Here is a 22,619-nt window from a genome sequence, read left to right as displayed (position 1 = left end):
AACCGCCCGGGCCGGACTCGGAATCGCGAAAAATCGCAACAGGCCTTGACCTTCCAGTTACTGGAAGCACTACCTCCGCACAAGGCAGAGGCTCAAAGGCATTTTTTATATGACGCACTCGGATCATGATCACCACGGCGACCACCCCGGCGCCCATGGCGGCTGCTGTGCGGCGAAAGGCACGGCCGTGGATGCGGTTTTGCGCGACCCGGTCTGCGGTATGACCGTGGATCCGGCCGCCGGCAAGGCGACATCGGAGCATGGCGGCCGCCTCTATCATTTCTGCAGTGAAGGTTGCCGCACGAAATTCCAGGCTGCGCCGGACCAATATCTGGCGGCCACCGACCCTGTCTGTGGCATGAGCGTCGACCGCGCCACCGCCAGGCACTTTGTCCGCCATGAAGGCCGGGGCTTCTATTTCTGTTCCGCCGGTTGCAAGGCGAAATTCGAGGCGGCACCGCAAACCTATCTCGGCGACAGGCCGGCGCCGGTGCCGGCGCCCAAGGGCACGCAATACACGTGCCCGATGCATCCCGAGATCATCCGTGACAAGCCTGGCTCCTGCCCGATCTGCGGCATGGCGCTGGAGCCGATGGGTGTACCATCAGGTGATGAAGGGCCAAATCCCGAACTGGTCGACTTCACCAGGCGGTTCTGGGTCAGCGCTGCATTGTCGATCCCGCTTCTGATCATCGCCATGGCGCCCATGGTCGGCCTGTCGTTCGAAGGCTGGGTTGATGATCGCACGAAGGTCTGGATCGAACTGGCCCTGGCAAGTCCGGTGGTGCTGTGGGCTGCCTTTCCGTTTTTTCATCGCGGCTGGGAGTCGGTCGTCAACCGCAGCCCCAACATGTGGACGCTGATTTCGCTCGGCGTCGGTGCGGCCTATCTCTACAGCGTCGTCGCCACGCTCTTCCCGGACATCTTCCCGGATCAATTGCGCAGCCATGGCGGTGCGGTGCCGGTCTATTTCGAGGCTGCGGCCGTCATTGTCGCGCTGGTCTTCCTCGGCCAGGTGCTGGAATTGCGCGCCCGCGAAAAGACCGGGTCGGCGATCCGTGCTCTGCTCGATCTGGCGCCCAAGACCGCGCGGCGTATCGGCGAAGACGGTTCGGAGACTGATGTGCCGCTGGACAGCGTCAAGGCCGGCGATCGCCTGCGCATCCGGCCCGGCGATGCCCTCCCGGTCGACGGCACGGTCCTCGAAGGCCGCTCCTCAATCGACGAATCGATGATCACCGGTGAGCCGCTGCCGGTCGAAAAGGCCGAGGGCGACACCCTCACCGGCGGCACGCTGAATAAGAACGGTTCGCTGATCATGCGCGCCGAGCGGATCGGCGCCGAGACCACGCTTGCGCGCATCGTCGAACTCGTCGCCAAGGCACAGCGTTCGCGCGCCCCGATCCAGGGATTGGCCGACCGCGTTTCCTTCTACTTTGTCCCGGCCGTCGTTCTTGTCGCCGTCGTGGCGTTCATCGCCTGGGCGGTCTTCGGCCCCGAGCCCAGCCTGATCTTCGCCGTCGTCTCGGCCGTCTCGGTGCTGATCATCGCCTGTCCCTGCGCGCTCGGCCTCGCTACGCCGATGTCGATCATGACCGCCACCGGGCGCGGGGCGCATGCCGGCGTGCTGATCAAGGAAGCCGCCGCGCTCGAACGCTTTGCCTCGGTCGACACGCTGATCGTCGACAAGACCGGCACGCTGACCGAGGGCCGGCCGAAACTGACGGATGTTGTCGCCGCAAACGGCTTTTCCGAAGACGAATTGCTGGGCCTTGCCGCGAGCCTGGAGAAGGGCTCGGAGCATCCGCTGGCCGAGGCCATCGTCGAAGGCGCCGCGGCGCGCGGTCTAACCGTCACCGATGCCGGCGCCTTCGAGGCGATCACCGGCAAGGGCGTCTCCGGCACGGTGTCGGGCAAGACTGTCGCACTCGGCAACGCCGCGATGATGCGCGATCTCGGCGTTGACGTTTCCGCCGCCTCAGCCAGTGCCGAAGCTCTGCAGGGCGATGGCAAGACCGCGATGTTCATCGCCGTCGGAGGCAGACTGGCCGGCATCGTCGCCGTCGCCGATCCCATCAAGACGACCACTGCCGAGGCGATCCGGGCGCTTCATGACAGCGGCTTGCGGATCATCATGGCGACCGGCGACAATGAGCGCACGGCAAATGCAATCGCCAGAAGCCTAGGCATAGACGAGGTCCGCGCCGGTCTGTTGCCGGAACAGAAGGCTGCCCTGGTCGAGGAGTTGCGCGGCCAGGGCGCCGGTGTCGCCATGGCCGGCGACGGCGTCAACGACGCGCCGGCCTTGGCCAGCGCCGATGTCGGCATCGCCATGGGCACCGGCGCCGATGTCGCGGTCGAAAGCGCCGGCATCACTTTGGTCAAGGGCGACCTCAACGGCATCGTCCGGGCCCGTAAGCTCGCCCAGGCGACGATCGGCAACATCCGCCAGAACCTGTTCTTCGCCTTCCTCTACAATTTGCTTGGCGTGCCGGTCGCCGCCGGCGTGCTCTATCCGCTCACGGGCATGCTCTTGTCGCCGATGCTGGCGGCGGCGGCGATGAGCCTGTCCTCTGTATCGGTGATCGCCAACGCATTGCGGCTGCAGACGTTGAAACTCTGATCCAAACCCCCAAATACGACACCCCAAAAATACGAAACCCAAGCAACAGGAGACCGTGAATGACCTTGGCCAAGAAACTCGTGCTTTTGCTGATGGCGGCCGGAATGCTGCTCGCCGTTTTCCTCGAAAGCGTTCCGGCGCAGAGCGAAGAAATGAAACATGACAAGGCCGGCATGGCGATGGGTGCGCAAAGCCCTGCCACCGTTGGCTACAAGAAGGCGATGGACAAGATGCACAAGGGCATGATGGTCAAGTACACCGGCAATGCCGACGTCGATTTCGTCCGCGGCATGATCCCGCACCATCAGGGCGCCATCGATATGGCCAAGGTCGAGCTAGCCAATGGCAAGGACCCGGAAATTCGCAAGCTCGCCGAAGGCGTCATCGCCGCGCAGGAAGCCGAGATCAAGCAGATGCAGGATTGGCTCGCCGCCCATCCGGTGAAGTGAGCCTCTATGCGACGATGAATTGGGCGAGAACATCGCTGGATTTCTCGCCCGTCCTGTGATGCGATCCGGCCTCCAATGGAGCCTGCCATGTCATCGACCATTAGAACCACCACGCTGCCCTCCGGCGAAGCCATTGCTGTTCTAGGCCAGGGCACGTGGAAGATGGGCGAGGATTCCCGCCGCCGTGCCGATGAGGTCAGCGCGCTCAAGCTTGGCCTCGACCTTGGCATCACGCTGATCGACACCGCCGAGATGTATGCCAGCGGCGGCGCCGAGGAGGTGGTGGCCGAAGCCATCGCCGGGCGCCGCGACGAGACCTTCCTGGTTTCAAAAGTTCTGCCGTCCAACGCTTCGCGCGCGGGTGTGCAGCGCGCCTGCGAGAACAGTCTGAAGCGCCTGCGCACCGACCGTATCGACCTTTATCTCCTGCATTGGCCGGGCAGCGTGCCGTTGGCGGAGACTGTCGAGGCCTTCGAGGCGCTTAGGAAGGCCGGCAAGATCCGCCATTGGGGCGTCAGCAATTTCGACACCGAGGAGATGGAGGACTTGGTCAGCGTGGCCAATGGCGGCAACGTCCAGACCAACCAGGTGCTTTACAATCTGGTCCGGCGCGGCCTCGAGTTCGACCTCGCCCACTGGAGCCGGCAGCGCGGCATCCCCCTGATGGCCTATTCGCCAGTCGAGCAGGGCGCCCTGGCACGCAACGCCAGGCTCGACGCCGTCGCCGCTCGCCACAATGCCACCCCTGCACAAATCGCCTTGGCCTGGGTGATGCAGCAGGAGGGTGTTATCGCCATTCCCAAGGCCAGCAGCCAGGAGCATGTGCGTCAGAATTTTGCCGCGCTGGACATCAAGTTTACGCCGCAGGACATCGCCGATCTCGACCGTGCCTTCCCGCCGCCGACCCGCAAGCGCGGCCTGGAGATGATCTGATTATTTCCCAGCCAATCCCTTCAGCCGGTACAGCGCTTCCAGCGCTTCCCGTGGCGTCATTTCGTCGGGATTGATGTCGCCCAGCGCAGCACCCAGCGCGTCGTTCTTCACCGGCTTCGTCATTTCCCGCTTCACCAGCACGGAAAACAGCGGCAAATCGTCGACCAGCCGATTGGTCTTGCCGGAAACCTCGCCTTCCTCCAGCTGGTGCAGCACCTGCTTGGCCCGGTCGACCACCGCTTCCGGCAGACCGGCGAGCCGCGCCACCTGCACGCCATAGGAGCGGTCGGCCGCACCCTTGCCGACCTCGTGCAGGAAGACGACGACGTTTTCCCATTCCTTGACCCGCATGGTGACGTTGTGGAGCCGTGCCAGCTTGCCGGCGAGCGAGGTCATCTCGTGGAAATGGGTGGCGAAGATCGCCCGGCAGCGGTTCTTCTCATGCAGATATTCCACCGCCGCCCAGGCGATCGACAGGCCGTCGAAGGTGGCGGTGCCGCGGCCGATCTCGTCGAGGATCACCAGCGCCCTTTCGCCGGCCTGGTTGAGGATCGCCGCCGTCTCGACCATCTCGACCATGAAGGTCGAGCGGCCGCGCGCCAGATCGTCGGAAGCGCCGACGCGCGAGAACAGCCGGTCGACGACGCCGATATGGGCCGATGTCGCCGGCACGAAGGAACCGGTCTGGGCCAGGATGGCGATCAAAGCATTCTGGCGCAGGAACGTCGATTTACCGCCCATGTTGGGGCCGGTCAGCAGCCAGATCGCGCCGTTCTTGGCATTCCCCTCCGGCGAGAGGTCGCAATCATTGGCGACGAACGGGCCTTCGCCGGAGCGGCGCAGCGCCTGCTCGACCACCGGATGCCTGCCGCCGGAAATCTCGAAGGCGAGGCTCAAATCCACCACCGGCCGGCACCAGGCCTCGCTTTCCGAAAGCAGCGCCAGCGCCGCCGACACGTCGATCACGGCGAGCGCGTCGGCGCCGGCGCGGATTTTTTCCGCCTCGCCGACGGCTTCCGCCGTCAGCGCATCGAAGGCCGCCAGTTCGATACTCAATGCCCGGTCGGCGGCATTGGCGATCTTGGTCTCGAGTTCGGCAAGCTCGGTCGTGGTGAAGCGCATGGCGTTGGCCATGGTCTGGCGGTGGATGAAGCGCGCCTTGGCGCCATCGCTGCCGGTCATGATCGCATGGTGGTTGGCGGTCACCTCGATATAATAGCCGAGCACATTGTTGTGCCGGATCTTCAGCGAACGGATGCCGGTCTCCTCGATCAGCGAGCGCTCCAGCCCGGCGATCACTTTTCGCGATTCGTCGCGCAGCGCCCGCATCTCGTCGAGCTCCGGGTGGTAGCCGCCACGTACGAAGCCGCCGTCGCGCTTCAACAGCGGCGGTTCCTCGCCGAGCGCCTGCGTCAGATGCCGGGCAAGCGCCTGGGGTAGCGCCTGGATATCGGCCATTGCACCGGACAATTCCTGGGGCAGGGCGGTAGCGGCGAAGATGTCGGCGATCGCGCCGGCCGCCTCGAAGCCGGCGCGCAGCGCGCCGAGGTCGCGCGGGCCGCCGCGGTTGAGCGCCAGCCGCGACAAAGCCCGCGGCATGTCGGCGACGCTCTTCAGGCTCGTCTGCACTGCCTGGCAAAGCCGCGTTTCGGAGCGGAAGAACGACACCGAATCGAGGCGGGCGCCGATCGCCGCCGGGTCGGTCAGCGGCGCCATCAGCCGGTCGGCGAGCAGCCTTGCGCCGCCGCCGGTCACCGTGCGGTCGATCGCCTTGAACAGCGAGCCCTCGCGGCTGCCCGACAGCGTGCGCAAGAGTTCGAGATTGCCGCGCGTTGCCGGATCGATGAACAGGGTCGAGCCCTGCTCCTCGCGCTCCGGCCGCGACAGTGGCGGGCGCTCGGCCTTTTGCGTCTTCTCGACATAGGCGATGGCGCCCGAGATCGCCGACAGTTCGGCGCGCGAGAACGTGCCGAAACTGTCCGGCGTCGCCACATCGAAGAAACGCGCAATGCGCCCCGTGGCCGAGGCCGAATCGAACAGCGACGGCGGCTGCGGATTAGCGACGCGGCCGAGCACGTCGAACACCGGCTTCAGCTCCGGATCATGGAACACCGGCTCGGCGACGATCAGCTCGCGCGGATCGACACGGAAGATGTCGGCGAGCAACCGGTCGGCGGTGGTCTCGGCAACGCGGAAGGCGCCGGTCGAAATATCGATCCAGGCAATCGCGAAGGAATGGTCGGCCCCGCCCTTCACCCGCCCCAGCGCCATCAGGAAACTCGATTCCGACGGCGCCAGCAATTTGTCCTCGGTGATGGTGCCCGGCGTCACCAGCCGCACGACATCGCGGCGCACCACCGATTTTCCGCCGCGCTTCTTGGCTTCGGCCGGGTCTTCGATCTGCTCGCACACCGCGACGCGGAATCCCTGGCCGATCAGCTTCTGCAGATAGTCGTCGGCCGCATGCACCGGCACGCCGCACATCGGGATGTCGTGGCCCTGGTGCTTGCCGCGCTTGGTCAAGACGATGCCCAGCGCCCGGCTAGCCTTTTCGGCATCGTCGAAGAATAGCTCGTAGAAGTCGCCCATGCGGTAGAACAGCAGCGAATCCGGGTTCGCCGCCTTGATCTCGATGAACTGCTCCATCATCGGTGTGACGGCGGCCGAAGCGGTGGGCAATGGCGTCATCGGCTCGGGGGCGTCCGGCTCGTTTGGAATGTGCATGTTCATGCCGACACGCTAGCAGATGTGATGGCAGGGTTTAATGCCGGCGCCTCGAAAAGCAGGGGACGACCGCAATGCTCCGGCATGGTCTGGCCGCATCGCAGGCATTGCAACAAGGGGATGGCGGACCTAATCATCCCTGCTGACAGGGCAGGGCTCGATGGACAGGTTTGGCCAAACGGAATTCGAGGAGATGATCGGCGCCGCCCGTTCGCCTTCCGAGCGACGGGGCATCGCTTCACGCGCAGCCAAGCTTCTTGGCAAGGCCCGGCTTTCGGCCGCCAAGCGGATACCCTTCCTGCTTCCGGTTCAGGGCCCCTTGCGGGATCTCGATGGCGGCATGGTCGTGTCGATCTATGCGGTCAGCCACGATCCGTTGATACTCTACACGCCGATCGGTGGCGCGCGCCCGCTCTCCACCGTCGCCGCCATCGGCCGGCGCCTGGCCAAGCGGCGCGCGACCTTGCTGCTGTCGCCGAACTGGACATTGGAGCGGCCGCACGTGGTCAGCAGGATGGGCGCGGATCTCGCCTGGTATCGCCAGCGATTTCCGCTTCACGAGCTGATTTTCCTCTGCAACACCGAGGAAGAGCGCCGCCTCGTCGCCGCGGCCGGCGGCACCGCGATCGTCTCTAACCACAATCTCATGGTCTCGGAGGAGATGTTCCGCCCGCTGCCGGATGTGCCCGTTGTGTTCGATGCCGTCTACAATGGCCGCATCTCGCACACCAAACGGCATTATCTCGCGTTGGACATTGAAAGACTGGTCCACATCACCTTTTCGATCGGCGAGGTAGCACCAGCCGGTGCCCGCGCCTTTATCCGCCGCCTGCAGGTGCAATCGCCGCTGCACCACATCGCCAACCCGATCGTCGACGGCATGACCGCCAAGCTGACCACGCCTGAAGTCAATCGCGTCTACAACCAGGCCGCCGTCGGCCTTTGCCTGTCGGCCGAGGAAGGGGCGATGTATTCCTCCATGGAGTATCTGCTCGCCGGCCTGCCGATCGTCAGCACGCCAAGCCTTGGCGGCCGGGACGTCTTTTTCGACCCGGACTATTGCATGATCGTCGAGCCGGAACCGGCCGCCATCAGGCGCGCGGTCGAGCGGCTCCGCGACCGCGCCATCCCGCGCGAGGAAATACGCGGCCGCACGCTGGAAAAAGTGCGAGCCGGACGGCTGGAGCTGACGGCCTATCTGTCGGCACTGAAGCGGCGCCTGGGCAGCAGCGACCCGCCGTTCTCTCAATGGCCGTTTCAGGGTGCCGGAACCCTGATGCGCTGGGCGACGCTGCGCCAGCATGCCCGTGAGATCGCGCCATTCAAACCGCCGCTGCATAGGGTCTGACCGGCCTTGTTCGCTTTGAAGCAGCTTTGCTCAGCTTGGCGGTTTACACGAGCCTGCGCGTGGTCTTAATTCGGAAGCACACAGGCACCCGCTTTCCAAGGAGGTGCTGCACCACCGGCGAGGAAATCAAAAGCATCATGGCCAGGAAAACCGAGAACAGCGGTCCGTCCGTCAGCGCGCAGGAAGCGCTCGAATTCCATGCCATGGGGCGGCCCGGCAAGCTGGAGGTCGTCGCCACCAAGCCGATGGCCACCCAGCGCGACCTGAGCCTCGCCTATTCGCCGGGCGTCGCAGTGCCTGTTCTTGCCATCGCCGACGACCCCAGCCGCGCCTTCGACTACACGACGCGCGGCAACATGGTCGCCGTCATTTCCAACGGCACCGCCATCCTCGGTCTCGGCAATCTCGGTGCGCTGGCCTCGAAGCCGGTGATGGAAGGCAAGGCGGTGCTATTCAAGCGCTTCGCCGATGTCGATTCCATCGACCTCGAGGTCGACACCGAAGACGCCGACGAGTTCATCAACTGCGTGCGCTTCCTCGGGCCGTCTTTCGGCGGCATTAACCTCGAGGACATCAAGGCGCCGGAATGCTTCATCATCGAGCAGCGGCTGCGCGAACTGATGGACATCCCGGTTTTTCACGACGACCAGCACGGCACCGCCATCATCTCGGCCGCCGGCCTGATCAACGCGCTGGAGATCACCGGCCGCGACATGAAGACCACGAAAATGGTCTGCAACGGCGCCGGTGCCGCCGGCATCGCCTGCATCGAACTGATGAAGGCGATGGGTTTTGCCCCGGAAAACATCACTTTGTGCGACACCAAGGGCGTCGTGTTCCAAGGCCGCACCGAAGGCATGAACCAATGGAAGTCGGCGCATGCGGTCAAAACCGAGGCGCGTTCGCTGGCGGAAGCGCTCGACGGCGCCGATGTCTTCCTCGGCCTCTCGGCCAAGGGCGCGCTGACCACCGCCATGGTGCAGTCGATGGCCAAGAACCCGATCATCTTCGCCATGGCCAATCCCGACCCGGAAATCACGCCGGAGGAGGTGGCCGAAATCCGCACCGATGCCATCATGGCGACCGGCCGTTCGGACTATCCGAACCAGGTCAACAACGTGCTCGGCTTCCCCTACATCTTCCGCGGCGCGCTGGATGTCAGGGCAACCACCATCAATGACGACATGAAGATCGCCGCGGCCCGTGCGCTCGCCGACCTGGCACGCAAGGACGTGCCCGACGATGTCGCCGCCGCCTATCAGGGCAACCGGCCGAAATTCGGCCCCAACTACATCATCCCGGTGCCGTTCGACCCGCGCCTGATTTCGGCCATTCCGCTGGCAGTGGCCAAGGCGGCGATGGAGTCGGGCGTCGCCCGCAAGCCGATCCTCGACCTCGACCGCTACGCACAGGAACTCTCCGCCCGCCGCGATCCGATCGCCTCGACGCTGCAGCGCATCTACGACCGCGTGCGCCGCCAGCCCAAGCGCATCGTCTTCGCCGAGGGCGAGGAGGAGCAGGTGATGCGCGCCGCCGTCTCCTATGTGAACCAAAAGCTCGGCACCGCCATCCTGCTCGGCCGCGATGACGTCATCAAGGAAAACGCCAAGCACGCCGGCATCGATCTGAACAAACAAGGCATCGAGATCATCAATGCCCGTCTGTCGCGCCGCAACGGCATCTACACCGACTATCTCTACGAGCGCATGCAGCGCAAAGGCTTCCTGTTCCGCGACTGCCAGCGCCTGATCAACAACGACCGCAACCACTTCGCCGCCTGCATGGTGGCGCTGGGCGACGCCGATGGCATCGTCACCGGCGTGACCCGCAACTATTCCACCGCGCTCGACGATATCAGGCGCGTCATCGACGCCAAGCCGGGTCACCGTGTCATCGGCGTCTCGATCGTGCTCGCGCGGGGCAAGACCGTGCTCGTCGCCGACACCGCCGTGCATGACATGCCCAACGCCGAGCAGATCGCCGACATTGCCGAGGAAGCAGCAGGCTTCGCCCGCCGCATGGGCTACGAGCCGAGGCTCGCCATGCTCGCCTATTCCACCTTCGGCCATCCGCAGGGCGAGCGCTCGGAGCGCGTCCAGGAAGCCGTGCGCATCCTAGACAAGCGCCGAGTCGATTTCGAATATGACGGCGAAATGGCCGCCGACGTCGCGCTCAACGCGCGGGCCATGTCGCAGTATCCGTTCATCAGGCTGACCGGCCCGGCCAATGTGCTGATCATGCCGGCGTTCCACTCGGCCTCGATCTCGACCAAGATGCTGCAGGAACTCGGCGGCTCGACGGTCATCGGCCCGCTGCTGGTCGGCCTGAACAAGCCGGTCCAGATCGTGTCGTTGAATGCCAAGGACAGCGATATCGTGAATATGGCGGCGATCGCGGCTTATACGGCGGGGACTTGACGGGCGGTCCTGGAGGACGGAAGCCAACGATCTAGCACTTCGAACGCGGCGGCGGCCAAGACGCCGTCGCACCCCACCCATAACATATTGATAAGATTCACCTGATATAGGGAAGCTCTTGCCGCATGCCGTAACGGCATCCACGGCGCGCTCAGACCGCCAAATGGGGGTGCGGCCATGAAGCATGACGGAGTTTCTGTATCCGTGGTCCGCGAGCGAGCCCACCACGACGAGCGATTGGATGCTTTGCTCAGCATCACCGGGCGCATGGACGGTTATCTCTACCGTTGCCGCAACGACGCGTCCTACACCATGCTCTACATCAGCGACGGCATTTTCACCGTCAGCGGTTATCGGCCGAGCGATTTCATCCACAACGCGGTGCGTGACTATGTCTCGGCCATCCACCCGGATGACTTGCCCTCGGTCTATGCCGCCGTCGACGCCGCGCTCGAGGCGCGCTGCAACTGGAACGTCGACTACCGCATCGTCCCGCGGGTCGGCGACCCGCTCTGGGTTCGCGAGATCGGCGGCGGTGTCTGGGACGAGGCCGGCGAACTCGAATTCCTGGAAGGCTTCGTCGTCGACATCAGCGACCGCAAGGTCGTCGAGGACCTCAACGCCCAGCTGCTTCTGGACCTGAAGACCGCCAACGAGGAACTGTCAGCGCAAAAGCGCGAGATCGAGGTGGCCAAGCAGCAGAGCGACCATTCGGCCAACCACGATGCCTTGACCGGCCTGCCCAACCGGCGCGCCTTCCACAACGAGCTCAAATCGGTGGTCGCTCGCTGCGGCGCCACCGGCGAGGCGGCCGGGCTTCTGTTCATCGACCTCGACCGGTTCAAGGAAGTCAATGACACGCTCGGCCACGAGGCCGGCGATGCGCTGCTGCAGCGCGTGTCGAGCCAGCTTCGCTCGATCCTGCGCAGCGCCGATTTCGTCGCCCGGCTTGGCGGTGACGAGTTCGCCTTCCTGTTCTCGGCTGACACCGATCTGGCACAGCAGAAGGCCGTGCGTGTCGCCGAACGCATCCTGGAAAGGTTGCGGATCAAGGTCCCCGCGCCCAATGGCGCCATCCAGGTCGGCTGCACCGTTGGCGTGGCCATGTATCCGGCGGAAGCCGGCGATTGCGAAGCGCTGATCGCGCTCGCCGACCGGCTGATGTACATCGGCAAGAAGAGCGGCCGCAACCGGCTGGTCACCGCCAGCGAAATGACGCCGCAACAGCCGTCGTCCGGGCCAAGTCTTCGCAAGACCGCGTAAAGCTATCGGCGCGAATTTGTCGACTCCGATACCCGACCGCGCCGGCTTCAGCCCGGCGCGAACACCCTTGCCGCTTCCACAACGTCCTCGATCTGGTCCTGCCGCAGCAGGTCGATCGGGATGCGGCCGTCGAGCTGCGCGGCGGGCCGCGTCAGCCACAGCCAGGCGAGCCTCGGATTGCCGATCGCTAATGCCGGCCACCGGCCTGCCATCGACGAATTGCGCCAGTGGAAAGACGTGTTTGCGCCCGCCCTTGCGCAAGGCGATGACGTCGCCACGCCTTTGCCAGCGGTGCAAGGTCCAGCCATGAAGCCAGGAAGTAAACATTGGAAATGCCGGCGGGACAGCGCCCCCCCCTCTGGCCTGCCGGCGTTCGTCGTTCGGAAAGCCAAGCAGTTGGCTTTCCGCCCGCTTTGCGGGCCACTCCTCAACCCCCACGAGAGGGAGATCGTCAGTTGCCTCTACAGCAACCCGGCCAGTTCCGCCTCGCGGCGCAGATTCTGCCTTGGCCTTGGGCCGATCTGCTGGATCACCAGCCCGGCGGCCAGCGAGCCAAGGTCGCCGCAGGTCTTGAGGTCGCGGCCTTGCGTGTAGCCATGCAGGAAACCGGCGGCGTAGAGGTCGCCGGCGCCGGTCGTGTCGACCAGTTCCCGGATCGCAGTCGCCTGGATGACCACGGTCTCGTCGCCGCGCACAATGACCGAGCCTTTTTCCGAGCGGGTCACGGCGGCTATTCTGCAGTCCTTGCGGATCTTGGCCAGCGCCTCGTCGAAGGACGATGTCTGGTAGAGCGACTTGATCTCGTGGCTGTTGGCAAAGACAATGTCGACCGTGCCGGAGCGCATCAGGCCGAGGAATTCGTCGCGGTAGCGGTCGACGCAGAACGAATCCGACAGCGTCATCGAAACCTCGCGGCCTGCCGCATGGGCTAGCCTGGCCGTCTGCCGGATCGCTTCCTTGGCGCGTGGCGGATCCCACAGATAGCCTTCGAAATAGGTGACCTTGGCGCCCGATGCCTTGTCGGCCTCGACGTCCTCCGGGCCGAGCTCGACACAGGCGCCGAGATAGGTGTTCATCGAGCGTTCGCCGTCGGGCGTGACGAAAATCATCGAGCGCGCCGTCGGCGGCTCGCCCGTGAGCGGCTTGGTGTCGAAGGCAACGCCCTGCGCGTGGATGTCGTGCGCATAGATTTCGCCCAGCGCATCGTTGGAAACCTTGCCGAAGAAGGCGGCGCGTCCGCCGAAAGAGGCGACGCCGGCCGCCGTGTTGCCAGCACTGCCGCCGGAGGCTTCGATCGCCGGACCCATGCGGCTGTAGAGCAGTTCGGCGCGCTGCGTGTCGATGAGGTTCATCGCGCCCTTGATGATGCCGTTGGTCTCGAGGAAGTCCTCCTCGCACTGGGCTATGATGTCGACAATGGCATTGCCGATGCAAAGCACGTCATAGTCCGGCATCAATGTCTCCACCAAAAACCTAGAGCAATTCCAGGAAAAGTGCTTAGCGGTTTTCCGTCCGGAATTGCGTACAAAGAGAGAGCCGGCTTCTTGCCACGCCCGCGCGGGTCTACAGCATGAGCCCGAAAATTGGCAACCGATTTTCTGTCGTCGCCGGTGTGATGGCAACAGCCAGGCGCTACGACAATTCGACCGTGGACGAAGCATTTCTTCGCGGCGTTGCCTAAAACACACTCGATCACACCCGAAGGCAGCGAGCCCCCCATGTCCGCAAAGAGCGATACGACAACCGACCTGGCATTGCTCGGCGTGTTGGCTGTGCTGTGGGGCGCCTCTTACACCTTTATCAAGATCGGCGTCGAAACGATCCCGCCGGTCACCTTCATCGCCGCGCGCACCTTGATCGCCGGCGGCATCCTGTTCGCCATCATCCGCTGGCGCGGGCTCGCCATGCCGCGCGACATGGCCACGTGGCGCCGCTTCGCCTTCCAGGCCTGCCTCAACAGCGTCATACCGTTCACGCTGATCGCCGCGGCCGAGCGCTCGGTCGATGCCGGCCTCGCCACCATCCTCAATGCAACCTCACCGATCTTCACCTTCCTCTTTACCGCGCTCATCACCCGCCATGAGCCGGTGACGGTGCGCAAACTGATCGGTGTCGGCGCCGGCATAGCCGGCATCTGCCTCATCGTCGGCACCGAGGCGCTGGGTGGTCTCGGTCACGAATTGTGGGCGCAGGTCGCCATCGTCGTCGCAACGATCTGCTATGCGGGTGCCGCGATCTTCGGCCGCGGCTTCAAGGGTCTCGATCCGATGCTGCCGGCGGCAGGCTCGATGCTCTGCGGCGCGGTCATGCTTGTGCCGCTCAGCCTGGTGGTCGACCAGCCCTGGAGGCTTACGCCGTCGACGGCGTCGATCCTGGCTCTGATCTGCCTGTCGGTGTTCTCGACCGCGCTCGCCTTCGTCATCTATTTCCGCCTCATCCACACGCTGGGTTCTGTCGGCACGACGTCGCAAGCCTATCTGCGCGTGCCGATCGGCGTCGGCATCGGTGCGGTCTTCCTCGGTGAAAGCCTGGGGCCAACGGCATGGCTGGGCATGGGTTTTGTCGTGGTCGGGGTCGCGGCCATGACGATCCCGGTAAGAAAGCCAGCTTTCGCTCGGTCGCCATAGGCGCTTGTGCTCGCGACCCGCGCTGCCTATCTCGGGAGCGTTCCGCCTTTCCGGCGGTGTCTGCTGACCTGGGGTTGAAGCACGGTGATTTTCGACGCTGCCCGCACTGCGGCTCTCGAGCTGCTCTCGCCGCCGTTTCGTGCCGTGTTCATCAAGACGCTGGGCCTCACCGTGCTGGCGCTGGTCGCCTTGTGGTTCGGCCTGACCAGCCTTGTCGAGTGGCTGGCCCTGCCATGGCTCCAGACCTTGTTGCCCGGCATACCGTCCTGGGCCGGCTGGCTGGGCGGCATCATCGCGGCGATAGCGCTTGCCTTCGGCACGGCGCTGCTCGTCGCGCCGGTTACGGCGGTGATCGCCGGCCTGTTCCTCGACGATGTCGCCGAAGTGGTCGAGCGCACCGACTATCCAAGCGACCCGCCCGGCCGTGCCATGCCGGCGCTGCGCTCGCTGCTGCTGGCGATTAAATTCCTCGGCGTCGTTATTCTGGGCAACATCGTGGCGCTCATGCTTCTGCTGGTGCCGGGCATCAACATCGCCGCCTTCTTCATCGTCAACGGCTATCTGCTCGGCCGCGAATTCTTCGAATTCGCCGCCATGCGCTTTCGCCCGGAGGACGAAGCCAGGGCCTTGCGCCGGCAGTATGCCGGCACGGTCTTTCTCGCCGGGCTGGTCATCGCGGCCTTCCTTGCCGTGCCGCTGCTCAATTTGGTGACGCCGCTCTTCGCTGCCGCCATGATGGTGCATCTGCACAAGTCGGTTTCGGCGCGGGAAAGCCGCCGATGATTCTTGTGTCGCGTAATTCCCTAGGGAAAGCGCTGCGCGCTTTCCCGGGAAAACCGCGTCACACTTTTCCTGGAATTGCTCTAACCCGGGGATTTGCCGAACAGCGCCTGCAACTTGCCGAACGGCATGGCGGCGCGGGTGAAACCGAATGTGCCGTCCTGCTGGATTTCTCGCGCCGCCGTCTCCAGCATGCCGTAGGCGAAGTTGGTCAGCCACGGCCCGAGCGAAATGCGCTTCACACCAGCCATCGAAAGATCGGCGATGGTGAAGCCTGGTTTCGCCATGACGTTGACCGGCTTGCCGACCGCCGAACAGATCGCGCGCACCATCTCGACGTCGCCGATGCCCGGCGCATAGAGCACGTCGGCGCCGGCCTTCTCGAAGGCCTGCAGCCGCTTGATGGTGTCGTCGAGGTCGGACTTGCCCCAGAGAAAATTCTCGGCCCGCGCCGTGAAGACGAAATCGCGCTTGAGTGCGCGCGCCGCTTCAACCGCCGCCGCGACACGCTCGACGGCGTGTGCGAAATCATAGATCGGCTTGTCGGGATCGCCGGTGTGGTCCTCGATCGAGCAGCCGGCAAGGCCGGCCGCCTCCGCCGCGAAGATGGTTTCGGCGGCCTGCTCGGCGCTGTCGCCCTTGCCTTTCTCGAGATCGGCCGAGACCGGCAGGTCGGTCGCCGCCGTCACCTCGCGGCAATGGTGGATCATCTGCTCGAAGGTCACGGCGCCGTCCGGCAGGCCGCGCGAAAAGGCAAAGCCGGCGCTGGTCGTCGCCAGCGCCTTGAAACCGAAGGAACCGAGCAGCTTGGTCGTGCCCGGATCCCAGGGATTGGGCATGACGAAGGTCGAGGCATGCAGGTCGCGAAAGATCTTGCCCTTGTCCATGAATGCTCCCCATCACGAATACTGGGGCGGATGCTATCGCGCTGTCTGCGGTCGGGCAAACGAATGCGCTTGGTTCAGAAGCGTTTCTCGTTCTCTGCTGCCAATTTCTCGAACGCGTCGGAATCCGCCACGTAGTGTGCCGCCGTTTTGTCCCAGCGGTAGGTCACGGAAATGTCGTTGGACGCAGCCTGTGGGGGCGGTTCATCACAATCCTCTTCGTTCGGCTCGGTCTTGTCGGTTATGGTGGCCTTGATCGCCGCATAGGGTTGGCCGTCGTCCAGCGACTGGAAAGCCAGGTTCTGCGAGCGTTTGTAGGAACAGACATTTTCGTCGAGCGTGTAGATGATGTCGATCAGTTCGAAACGGTCGCTACGCACCAGAATGACCGGTGTCGACAGATAACCCTGGTTCGAATTGAAATGCGTGCTGGAGATCATCAGCGCATCGTCACCTGCGCCCAGGGAGAGTTTGCCGGGGCTGCGAAAGAAGGTGAAACGGTCGGTCGCCACATTGACCGCATCCAGCAGTTTCGGTTTGCCGGTAAGATCGTAAAGCGCCAGCACGGCATAGCCCTCGGCGCTGTCTGGTGACTCGCCGAGATCGACCAGCATGGCCAACCGGTCCTTGCCACCGGCCTTCATGGCAAGCACGCTGGCGCTGAAAACGCTCGATGCTTGCGGCGGCGAGGTGTCATTGTCGGGACCGGCGATGTGCCGCATCGCGATCGGCGAGGAGCCGACAAAATAATCGTCCTTCGCCGTCAAATCCGGGATGAACATCCGGACAAGATCGGCATAGGTGGTGTCCGCGTGGCCCACGATGGGTTTGCCGAGGTCCGGGTTGGCGGCGTCTTCGGCGCCAGCCGTGCCCCACAGCAATGGCAGCAGCAGGCAGGCACAGGCGAGGCGATGCAAAAATCCTGACATGCTGATGTCGTCCCCGGCCGCAAGCACGCGCAAAGCTAGCATAGCTTGTAGAACCGTACAGCTCGCCCTTCAAACCCGGGCAATCAGTGGATTGGCACCAGCCCCGCCAGTTCGCGCATGTCGTCGAACAGGATGCCGCCGGCCTCGATCAGGCCATCGCGGTCGGAATAGGGGTCGCCATGATAGGAAAACACCCGCATGCCGGCGGCTATGCCGGCCTGTGTGCCGGCGACACTGTCTTCGATGACGATGCAATCGGCGGGCGCGAACCCCATGGTCTTGGCCGCATGCAGGAACAGGTCCGGGAACGGCTTGCCGCGCCCGACCATGGTCGAGGAAAACATCGCATCTTCGAACAGCGGCAACAGTCCGGTATGGCCAAGCGTGATGTGCATCTTCGACACCCTGGCCGAAGTGGCCACGCAATAGGTGATGCCGGCCGCGCGGACCGCCTCGATGAACTCCCGCACATAGGGGATCGCCTCGACTCCATGGGAAAACAGGTCCGGCAGGCCGGCATTCCAGCGATCGACAAAATCGGCGCCGAGCCGGACCTCGGTCGTCTCCTCGATTTCCTTCTGCACCGAGAGCATGCTGCGGCCGGAGAAATTCTTGCGGCAATATTCGAAGCTGGTCGGATAGCCGGCAGCCGTCAGCCATTCGGCAAGGCGCCGGTTGGCGAGGTTCTCCGTGTCGACCAGAATGCCGTCGCAGTCGAATATGACTAACTTCGGAACATGCATCAGGCGGTGCCGGTCGATCCGAACCCGCCGGAGCCGCGTGCCGTGCCGCCGGCCAGCGACCGCTCTTCGACGGCCGCCTGCGTGACAACAGCGAAGACGATCTGGGCGATACGCATGCCGCGCGTCACGGCAAAATCCTCGTCGCCGAGATTGATCAACAGCACCTTCACCTCGCCGCGATAGTCGCTGTCGACCGTGCCGGGCGAATTGAGGACGGTGAGGCCATGCTTGAAAGCAAGGCCGGAGCGTGGCCGCACCTGGCCTTCCATGCCTTCGGGTATTTCCAGGATCAGCCCAGTCGGCACCAAAGCGCGTTTGCCAGGCAGGATCAGCAGCGGCCTGTCGTCGGGCACCGCCGCGCGCAGATCCATGCCGGCGGCGCCGGTGCTTTCATAGGCGGGGAGGGGTAGTCCTTCGGCGTGCGGCAATCTGACGAAGCCGACAGTCGGACCGATGACGGAGGAGTTTTGGAGGGCTGCGCGCATAAAATCGATCCTATCGGCGCGATTGCCGATTCGGTCAATTCGCCCGCACCGCTATCAACGGCTTTCTTTCAGGCATCACTATGACCTGGCCAACGGAACAACCGTCGTCTCCTTGATCTCTTCCATCACGAAGGAGGCGGACACGTCGGACAGGGCCACCTTGGCGATCAGCCGCTGGTAGAGCCGGTCATAGGCCTTCACGTCGGCAACGCGGGCGCGCAAGACATAGTCGAGGTCGCCGGACATGCGGTAGACGCCGGTGATCTCGGGAAAGCCGGTCACCGCCGCCCGGAATTTCTGCAGCCAGTCCGGATCATGGTTCGACGTGCGGATCAGGATGAACACCGAGAGGCCAAGCCCGAGCTTTTCGGCATCGACCAGCGCGACGCGGCCGGTGATGACGCCATCCTCCTCCAGCCGCTTGACGCGCCGCCAGCAGGCGTTGCGCGACAGGGCCACCCGTTCCGACAGCAGGTCGACCGACAGCGTGCCGTCGCGTTGCAATTCGGCAAGCAGTTTTCGGTCTATTTCGTCGATGTCCAGCGCCATATTGGGATGCTTGTCTCATCAAATGGCAAAAGACAAGGATATTTTGAGACCGATGAATCGGCGAAGCGTGTCAGGATACTCATATCGGAACGCAAGCGCTGAAGGGGACCTCAATGTCGCTCGCAAGGATTTTCACCTCTCATCCGGCCAAGGTTGGCGAAACCTATTTCGGCCATATGGGTTTTGCCGCCTGGTTTTCCTCGCGTTTGCTGATGGCGGCGGGCGCCGCGCTCATTCACGCTTTCTTGCCATTTCTGTTTGAGACTACCGCCAGCCGAATCGTCCGCGAGCTTTACGAGCGGACACACAACAGAGGCACGCACGCGACCAGGGAGCCGGCGGCTCTTCCGGATCGCGCCTAGAGGACGACAGCAGCGATGTGCCGATGGGCGGCCTATCTCGGTGAAGCGGTCTTTCTCGAAGACATTCTGACCGCGCCCTGTCACTCGCTGATCGCCCAGAGCCATTGCGCCCAGGAAGCGAAGTCGCCGACCAATGGCGACGGTTTCGGCCTCGCCTGGTATGGCGACCGGCCGGAACCCGGTCTCTATCGCGATATCCTGCCGGCCTGGTCTGATCCCAATCTGAAGAGCCTGTGCCGGCAGATCAAATCCGGCCTGTTCCTCGCCCATGTGCGGGCCTCCACCGGCGGCGCCACCAGCCGCATGAACTGCCATCCCTTCATCTCCGGTCGCTGGTCGTTCATGCACAACGGCCAGATCGGCGGCTTCGAGAAGATCCGCCGCGCGCTGGAGAATTCATTGTCCGACGCCGTCTTCGACCAGCGCGAAGGCACCACCGATTCCGAACTGTTTTTTCTGCTGATGATCGACGAAGGATTGGCCGACGACCCGCAGGGCGCGGTGTCGCGCGCCACCAGCCGCGTGCTCGAAGCCTCGCGCCGCGCCGGCCTCGAACCGGCGCTGAAACTCACCGCCGCCTTTTCGGACGGGCAGGCGCTGCACGCGGTGCGCTATGCCACCGATGCGCATGCGCCGACGCTCTACACTTCCTCCTTACGCAAGGGCGGCGGCCGCTGCATCGTCTCCGAACCCTTCGATCGCGAGGGCGGCGACTGGCAAGCGATCCCACCATCGAGCTTCGTCACCATGACCCTGGATGGGATCGCCATTCGCCCGTTCGCTCCCGCCGCGGCGAAGTTGGCGCTGGTCGGGTAAATCCTTCTCTAAGTCGGAACCGCCGAGGCACAGCGCCGCCCTTGACGGACGTGAGCAATTTCAATCAAGCGCTATTCAATACCGAATGCTCAACTACTCTTGAAGCAGCACCGCTGTCCGCCATTTTCCAGGCAAGCGCGGCCAAGCCGGAGTATTTGCCATGGAGCTCGTCTTTTCCTCGACAACTGATCTCGCCGCCGCCATCGCCCGCCGCAAAATCTCCGCCGTCGAAGCACTCGACGCCCATCTGTCGCAGATCGATGCGCACAACGAGGAGATCAACGCCGTCATCTCGCTCGACAGGGAAGGCGCGTACGAACGCGCCAAAAAGGCAGACGCGACACTCGCACGCGGCGACGCGCCCGGACCGCTGCACGGCGTTCCCTTCACGCTGAAGGATACGCACGAGACGGCAGGCATGAAAACCACGGTCGGTTTCCCGCCCTTCGCCGATAACATCGCACAGCAGGACAGCACGGTCGTTGCCAGGCTGAAAGCGGCTGGCGGTGTGCTGATGGCCAAGACCAATGTCGCGATGATGCTGTCCGATTGGCAGTCGGACAACCCGCTTTTCGGCCATACCAGCAATCCCTGGAACCTCCAGCGCACCGCCGGCGGTTCCAGCGGCGGCGCCGCAGCGGCGGTCGCGGCCGGGATGACGCCGTTCGATGTCGGCACCGACATGCAGGATTCGATCCGCCTGCCAGCCGCCTTCTGCGGTGTCTATGGGTTGAAGCCGACGGAGCATCGTATCTCGCTGGCCGGCGCCTTCCCCGATCCGGGCAGCGCTGCGCGCAGCGTGCGGCTGATGTCCTGCCTCGGACCGCTGGCGCGCAGCGTCGACGATCTGGCGTTGATCTACCAGATCATCGCCGGTCCGGACGGGTGCGACACCGATCTCGCACCGATGCCGGTCGAGGCCAAGCCGAAGCTCGACCTGAAGGCACTGCGGATCGCCTTCGCTCCGTCCTTCCCCGGTTTCTCTGTGGCGGGCGAGATCAGTGCAGCGGTCGAAAATCTCGCAAGGCAGTTGCAAGGCGCTGGCGCCATCATTGAGGAAGCGAACCTGCCCAAGCTCGATCTGCACAACGATCTTGAGCAAGGCGGCGCGCTGATCGGTATGATGATGGAGGCCGCGCGGCCCGAGCCGCCGGAGCGGCCGACGGCAGTCTCGCGCTGGTTCGAGGCGCTCGCCCGCCGCGACAGCTCCATTCTCGGCTGGGACCGGTTTTTCGATAATTGTGATGCGCTGCTCTGCCCGGTCGCCATGACCACGGCCTTCCCGCATTGCGCGCCGGGCACGCCGATCATGGTCGACGGGAAGGACCAAAGCTACTGGATGCTGCCGGCCCATGGCGCCGTCTTCAACTACAGCGGCCATCCAGCACTTTCGATGCCGTGCGTAGAAGATCGCGACGGCTTGCCGATCGGGCTGCAACTGGTCGGCAAACGCTGGTCGGAATCGCGGCTGCTTGCTATTGCGGCGGCGATCGAGCCGTTCACCGGCTGCTTTCGCCGCCCGCCGGGCTATTGAGCGAAGCGCGACAACCCATAGGGTGAAAGCAACGGATCGCGCTCGCCGTCAAGAATTTCCCGTGTGGCGAACAGGCCGACGGCCGGCGCCAGCGTGATGCCGGAATGCATGACCGCTATATAGAGGCCGTCCATGCCTTCGGCGCGGCCGATGATCGGAAAACCGTCGATCGGATTGGGGCGGTAGCCGATGGTGTGGAAATCGAGTTCCAGCCCCTCTGCGCCAAGCAATGCCGCCTTCGTGACCGCGAACAGCGCGCGGGCGGTCGCTTCGGCGTCCATACCTGGATCGCCGCCGGCGAAATCCGAGCCGGCGATGATGCGGCCTTCGGCGGTCTGGCGCATGTGCAGCCTCTCGGCGTGCACCAGCCCATTGAGCAGCTTTTTGTATGGCCGCGAATGGACGATCAGACCCGGCGGCGTCTCGATCGGCAGCTTGATGCCGGCCGTCGCGGCAATGGCCGGGGCGCCGACGCCAGCTGCGATCACCACCTCATCGGCGGCGATCAGCCCATGCGAGGTATCCACGCCGGTAACGCTGCCATTGGTGATTGCCAGCGCCGAGACGGTGCTGGCAATCAGCCGCACGCCATGTCGTTCGGCATCCGCCAGCAGGGTCTTGGCCGCCGCAACCGGCTCGGCCACGCCTTCGTCGGCGACATAAACAGCGAATTCGGGAGGCTCGACGAGGCTGGGCTCGATGTGCGCCGCCCGCTCGCGGCCGACGCGTTCGATGCCGTAGCCCCATGAAGAGTGTTCCGCCGCGTAGGCTTCGAGCCTGTCGGCCGGCAGATCCCAGCATAGTCCGCCGCACCAGGCGAGTGGCAGTCCTGGCAGCTCATCCGCCAGCCGTCTCCACTCGACCATGGCGCGGCTGCGCAGCCGGAAATAGATCTCGGGGTTACCCCAGCTGGCGTTGATCCAGGCGAAGGAATTGGGCGTTGCGACGCCACCAGGCGTGCTATCGGCTATGACCGTCACCTGCGCGCCGGCCTTGGTCAGATGCCAGGCAATGGACGCGCCGATGATGCCGGCACCGATGACGATCACTTGTTTCGCCGCAGCCATGGTCGCTCCTCTGTTTCGTGATCCAAGGGATTTCCATCCAAGTGGCATTCCTATGGCCGCTTGCCAATGTCGAAATGCGCGCAGGC

19 protein-coding genes and 1 pseudogene are annotated in these 22,619 nt (G+C 64.3%); 11 read left to right on the top strand and 9 right to left on the bottom strand.

What is annotated here, in order from left to right:
* Positions 1-109: 109 nt before the first annotated feature.
* The 3 genes from HGP13_RS00925 (at position 110) to HGP13_RS00915 (ending at position 4,005) form a co-directional block, all read left to right on the top strand.
* On the top strand, positions 110-2,623 hold the full coding sequence (locus HGP13_RS00925) for a heavy metal translocating P-type ATPase (RefSeq protein WP_172220261.1): 2,514 nt from the start codon (positions 110-112) through the stop codon (positions 2,621-2,623).
* A gap of 59 nt (positions 2,624-2,682) precedes the next feature.
* The gene (locus HGP13_RS00920) at positions 2,683-3,072 is read left to right on the top strand and encodes a DUF305 domain-containing protein (protein ID WP_172220259.1); all 390 of its coding nucleotides are present in this window, start codon (positions 2,683-2,685) and stop codon (positions 3,070-3,072) included.
* Positions 3,073-3,159: 87 nt separating this feature from the next.
* On the top strand, positions 3,160-4,005 hold the full coding sequence (locus HGP13_RS00915) for an aldo/keto reductase (protein ID WP_172220256.1): 846 nt from the start codon (positions 3,160-3,162) through the stop codon (positions 4,003-4,005).
* On the opposite strand, the gene mutS is transcribed toward HGP13_RS00915, so the two are convergent.
* Positions 4,006-6,693: a DNA mismatch repair protein MutS gene (gene mutS / locus HGP13_RS00910; protein ID WP_246707420.1), complete on the bottom strand. Its 2,688-nt coding sequence runs from the start codon at positions 6,691-6,693 to the stop codon at positions 4,006-4,008.
* Between the two features lie 196 nt (positions 6,694-6,889).
* Between mutS and HGP13_RS00905 the strand changes: the two genes are divergently transcribed.
* From HGP13_RS00905 to HGP13_RS00895, 3 genes are all read left to right on the top strand, one after another.
* Positions 6,890-8,077 carry a glycosyltransferase gene (locus HGP13_RS00905; protein WP_172220250.1) on the top strand — a complete coding sequence of 396 codons (1,188 nt, stop codon included), beginning with the start codon at positions 6,890-6,892 and terminating at the stop codon, positions 8,075-8,077.
* A gap of 137 nt (positions 8,078-8,214) precedes the next feature.
* A complete protein-coding gene (locus HGP13_RS00900) occupies positions 8,215-10,494 on the top strand; it encodes an NADP-dependent malic enzyme (RefSeq protein ID WP_172220247.1) in 2,280 nt (759 codons plus the stop codon).
* 177 nt (positions 10,495-10,671) lie between these two features.
* On the top strand, positions 10,672-11,757 hold the full coding sequence (locus tag HGP13_RS00895; RefSeq protein WP_172220243.1) for a sensor domain-containing diguanylate cyclase: 1,086 nt from the start codon (positions 10,672-10,674) through the stop codon (positions 11,755-11,757).
* Between the two features lie 47 nt (positions 11,758-11,804).
* Here HGP13_RS00895 and HGP13_RS00890 read toward each other — a convergent pair.
* Positions 11,805-12,057, bottom strand: a pseudogene (locus HGP13_RS00890) (hypothetical protein); the annotation flags it as partial.
* 161 nt (positions 12,058-12,218) lie between these two features.
* Positions 12,219-13,211, bottom strand: coding sequence for an adenosine kinase (locus tag HGP13_RS00885; protein ID WP_172220240.1), 993 nt, complete (start codon positions 13,209-13,211; stop codon positions 12,219-12,221).
* A gap of 264 nt (positions 13,212-13,475) precedes the next feature.
* On the opposite strand from HGP13_RS00885, the gene HGP13_RS00880 reads away from it, so the two are divergent.
* Together HGP13_RS00880 and HGP13_RS00875 are read left to right on the top strand one after the other, a co-directional pair.
* Positions 13,476-14,384, top strand: a complete 909-nt coding sequence (locus HGP13_RS00880; protein ID WP_172220237.1) for an EamA family transporter — start codon at positions 13,476-13,478, stop codon at positions 14,382-14,384.
* A gap of 84 nt (positions 14,385-14,468) precedes the next feature.
* Positions 14,469-15,167, top strand: coding sequence for a sulfate transporter family protein (locus tag HGP13_RS00875; RefSeq protein ID WP_172220234.1), 699 nt, complete (start codon positions 14,469-14,471; stop codon positions 15,165-15,167).
* An 80-nt stretch (positions 15,168-15,247) separates the two neighbouring features.
* On the opposite strand, the gene HGP13_RS00870 is transcribed toward HGP13_RS00875, so the two are convergent.
* The 5 genes from HGP13_RS00870 to HGP13_RS00850 all read right to left on the bottom strand — a co-directional run bounded on the left by HGP13_RS00870 (position 15,248) and on the right by HGP13_RS00850 (position 18,754).
* Entirely contained in the window at positions 15,248-16,051 is an 804-nt protein-coding gene (locus HGP13_RS00870) for an oxaloacetate decarboxylase (RefSeq protein WP_172220231.1), read from the bottom strand.
* 74 nt (positions 16,052-16,125) lie between these two features.
* Positions 16,126-16,977, bottom strand: a complete 852-nt coding sequence (locus HGP13_RS00865; RefSeq protein WP_172220228.1) for a hypothetical protein — start codon at positions 16,975-16,977, stop codon at positions 16,126-16,128.
* A gap of 83 nt (positions 16,978-17,060) precedes the next feature.
* Complete coding sequence (locus HGP13_RS00860; protein ID WP_172220225.1) at positions 17,061-17,720, bottom strand: HAD family phosphatase; 660 nt, start codon at positions 17,718-17,720, stop codon at positions 17,061-17,063.
* On the bottom strand, positions 17,720-18,205 hold the full coding sequence (dut, locus tag HGP13_RS00855) for a dUTP diphosphatase (protein ID WP_123168781.1): 486 nt from the start codon (positions 18,203-18,205) through the stop codon (positions 17,720-17,722). Before dut ends, HGP13_RS00860 begins: the two co-directional genes overlap by 1 nt.
* A 78-nt stretch (positions 18,206-18,283) precedes the next feature.
* Entirely contained in the window at positions 18,284-18,754 is a 471-nt protein-coding gene (locus HGP13_RS00850; RefSeq protein WP_172220222.1) for an Lrp/AsnC family transcriptional regulator, read from the bottom strand.
* Positions 18,755-18,867: 113 nt separating this feature from the next.
* Between HGP13_RS00850 and HGP13_RS00845 the strand changes: the two genes are divergently transcribed.
* From HGP13_RS00845 to HGP13_RS00835, 3 genes are all read left to right on the top strand, one after another.
* Positions 18,868-19,116: a DUF6356 family protein gene (locus HGP13_RS00845; RefSeq protein WP_172220219.1), complete on the top strand. Its 249-nt coding sequence runs from the start codon at positions 18,868-18,870 to the stop codon at positions 19,114-19,116.
* A gap of 15 nt (positions 19,117-19,131) precedes the next feature.
* Positions 19,132-19,932, top strand: a complete 801-nt coding sequence (locus HGP13_RS00840) for a class II glutamine amidotransferase (RefSeq protein ID WP_172220216.1) — start codon at positions 19,132-19,134, stop codon at positions 19,930-19,932.
* A gap of 160 nt (positions 19,933-20,092) precedes the next feature.
* Positions 20,093-21,466 (top strand): amidase, encoded by a 1,374-nt coding sequence (locus tag HGP13_RS00835; RefSeq protein WP_172220213.1) that lies wholly within the window; start codon positions 20,093-20,095, stop codon positions 21,464-21,466.
* Here the strand turns inward: HGP13_RS00835 and HGP13_RS00830 are convergent.
* Complete coding sequence (locus HGP13_RS00830) at positions 21,460-22,533, bottom strand: FAD-binding oxidoreductase (protein WP_172220210.1); 1,074 nt, start codon at positions 22,531-22,533, stop codon at positions 21,460-21,462. The genes HGP13_RS00835 and HGP13_RS00830 overlap by 7 nt on opposite strands.
* Positions 22,534-22,619: the final 86 nt, after the last annotated feature.

The sequence above is a fragment of the Mesorhizobium sp. NZP2077 genome (assembly GCF_013170805.1).
Taxonomy (GTDB): Bacteria; Pseudomonadota; Alphaproteobacteria; order Rhizobiales; family Rhizobiaceae; genus Mesorhizobium.
This window is presented reverse-complemented; position numbering and strand designations above follow the sequence as displayed.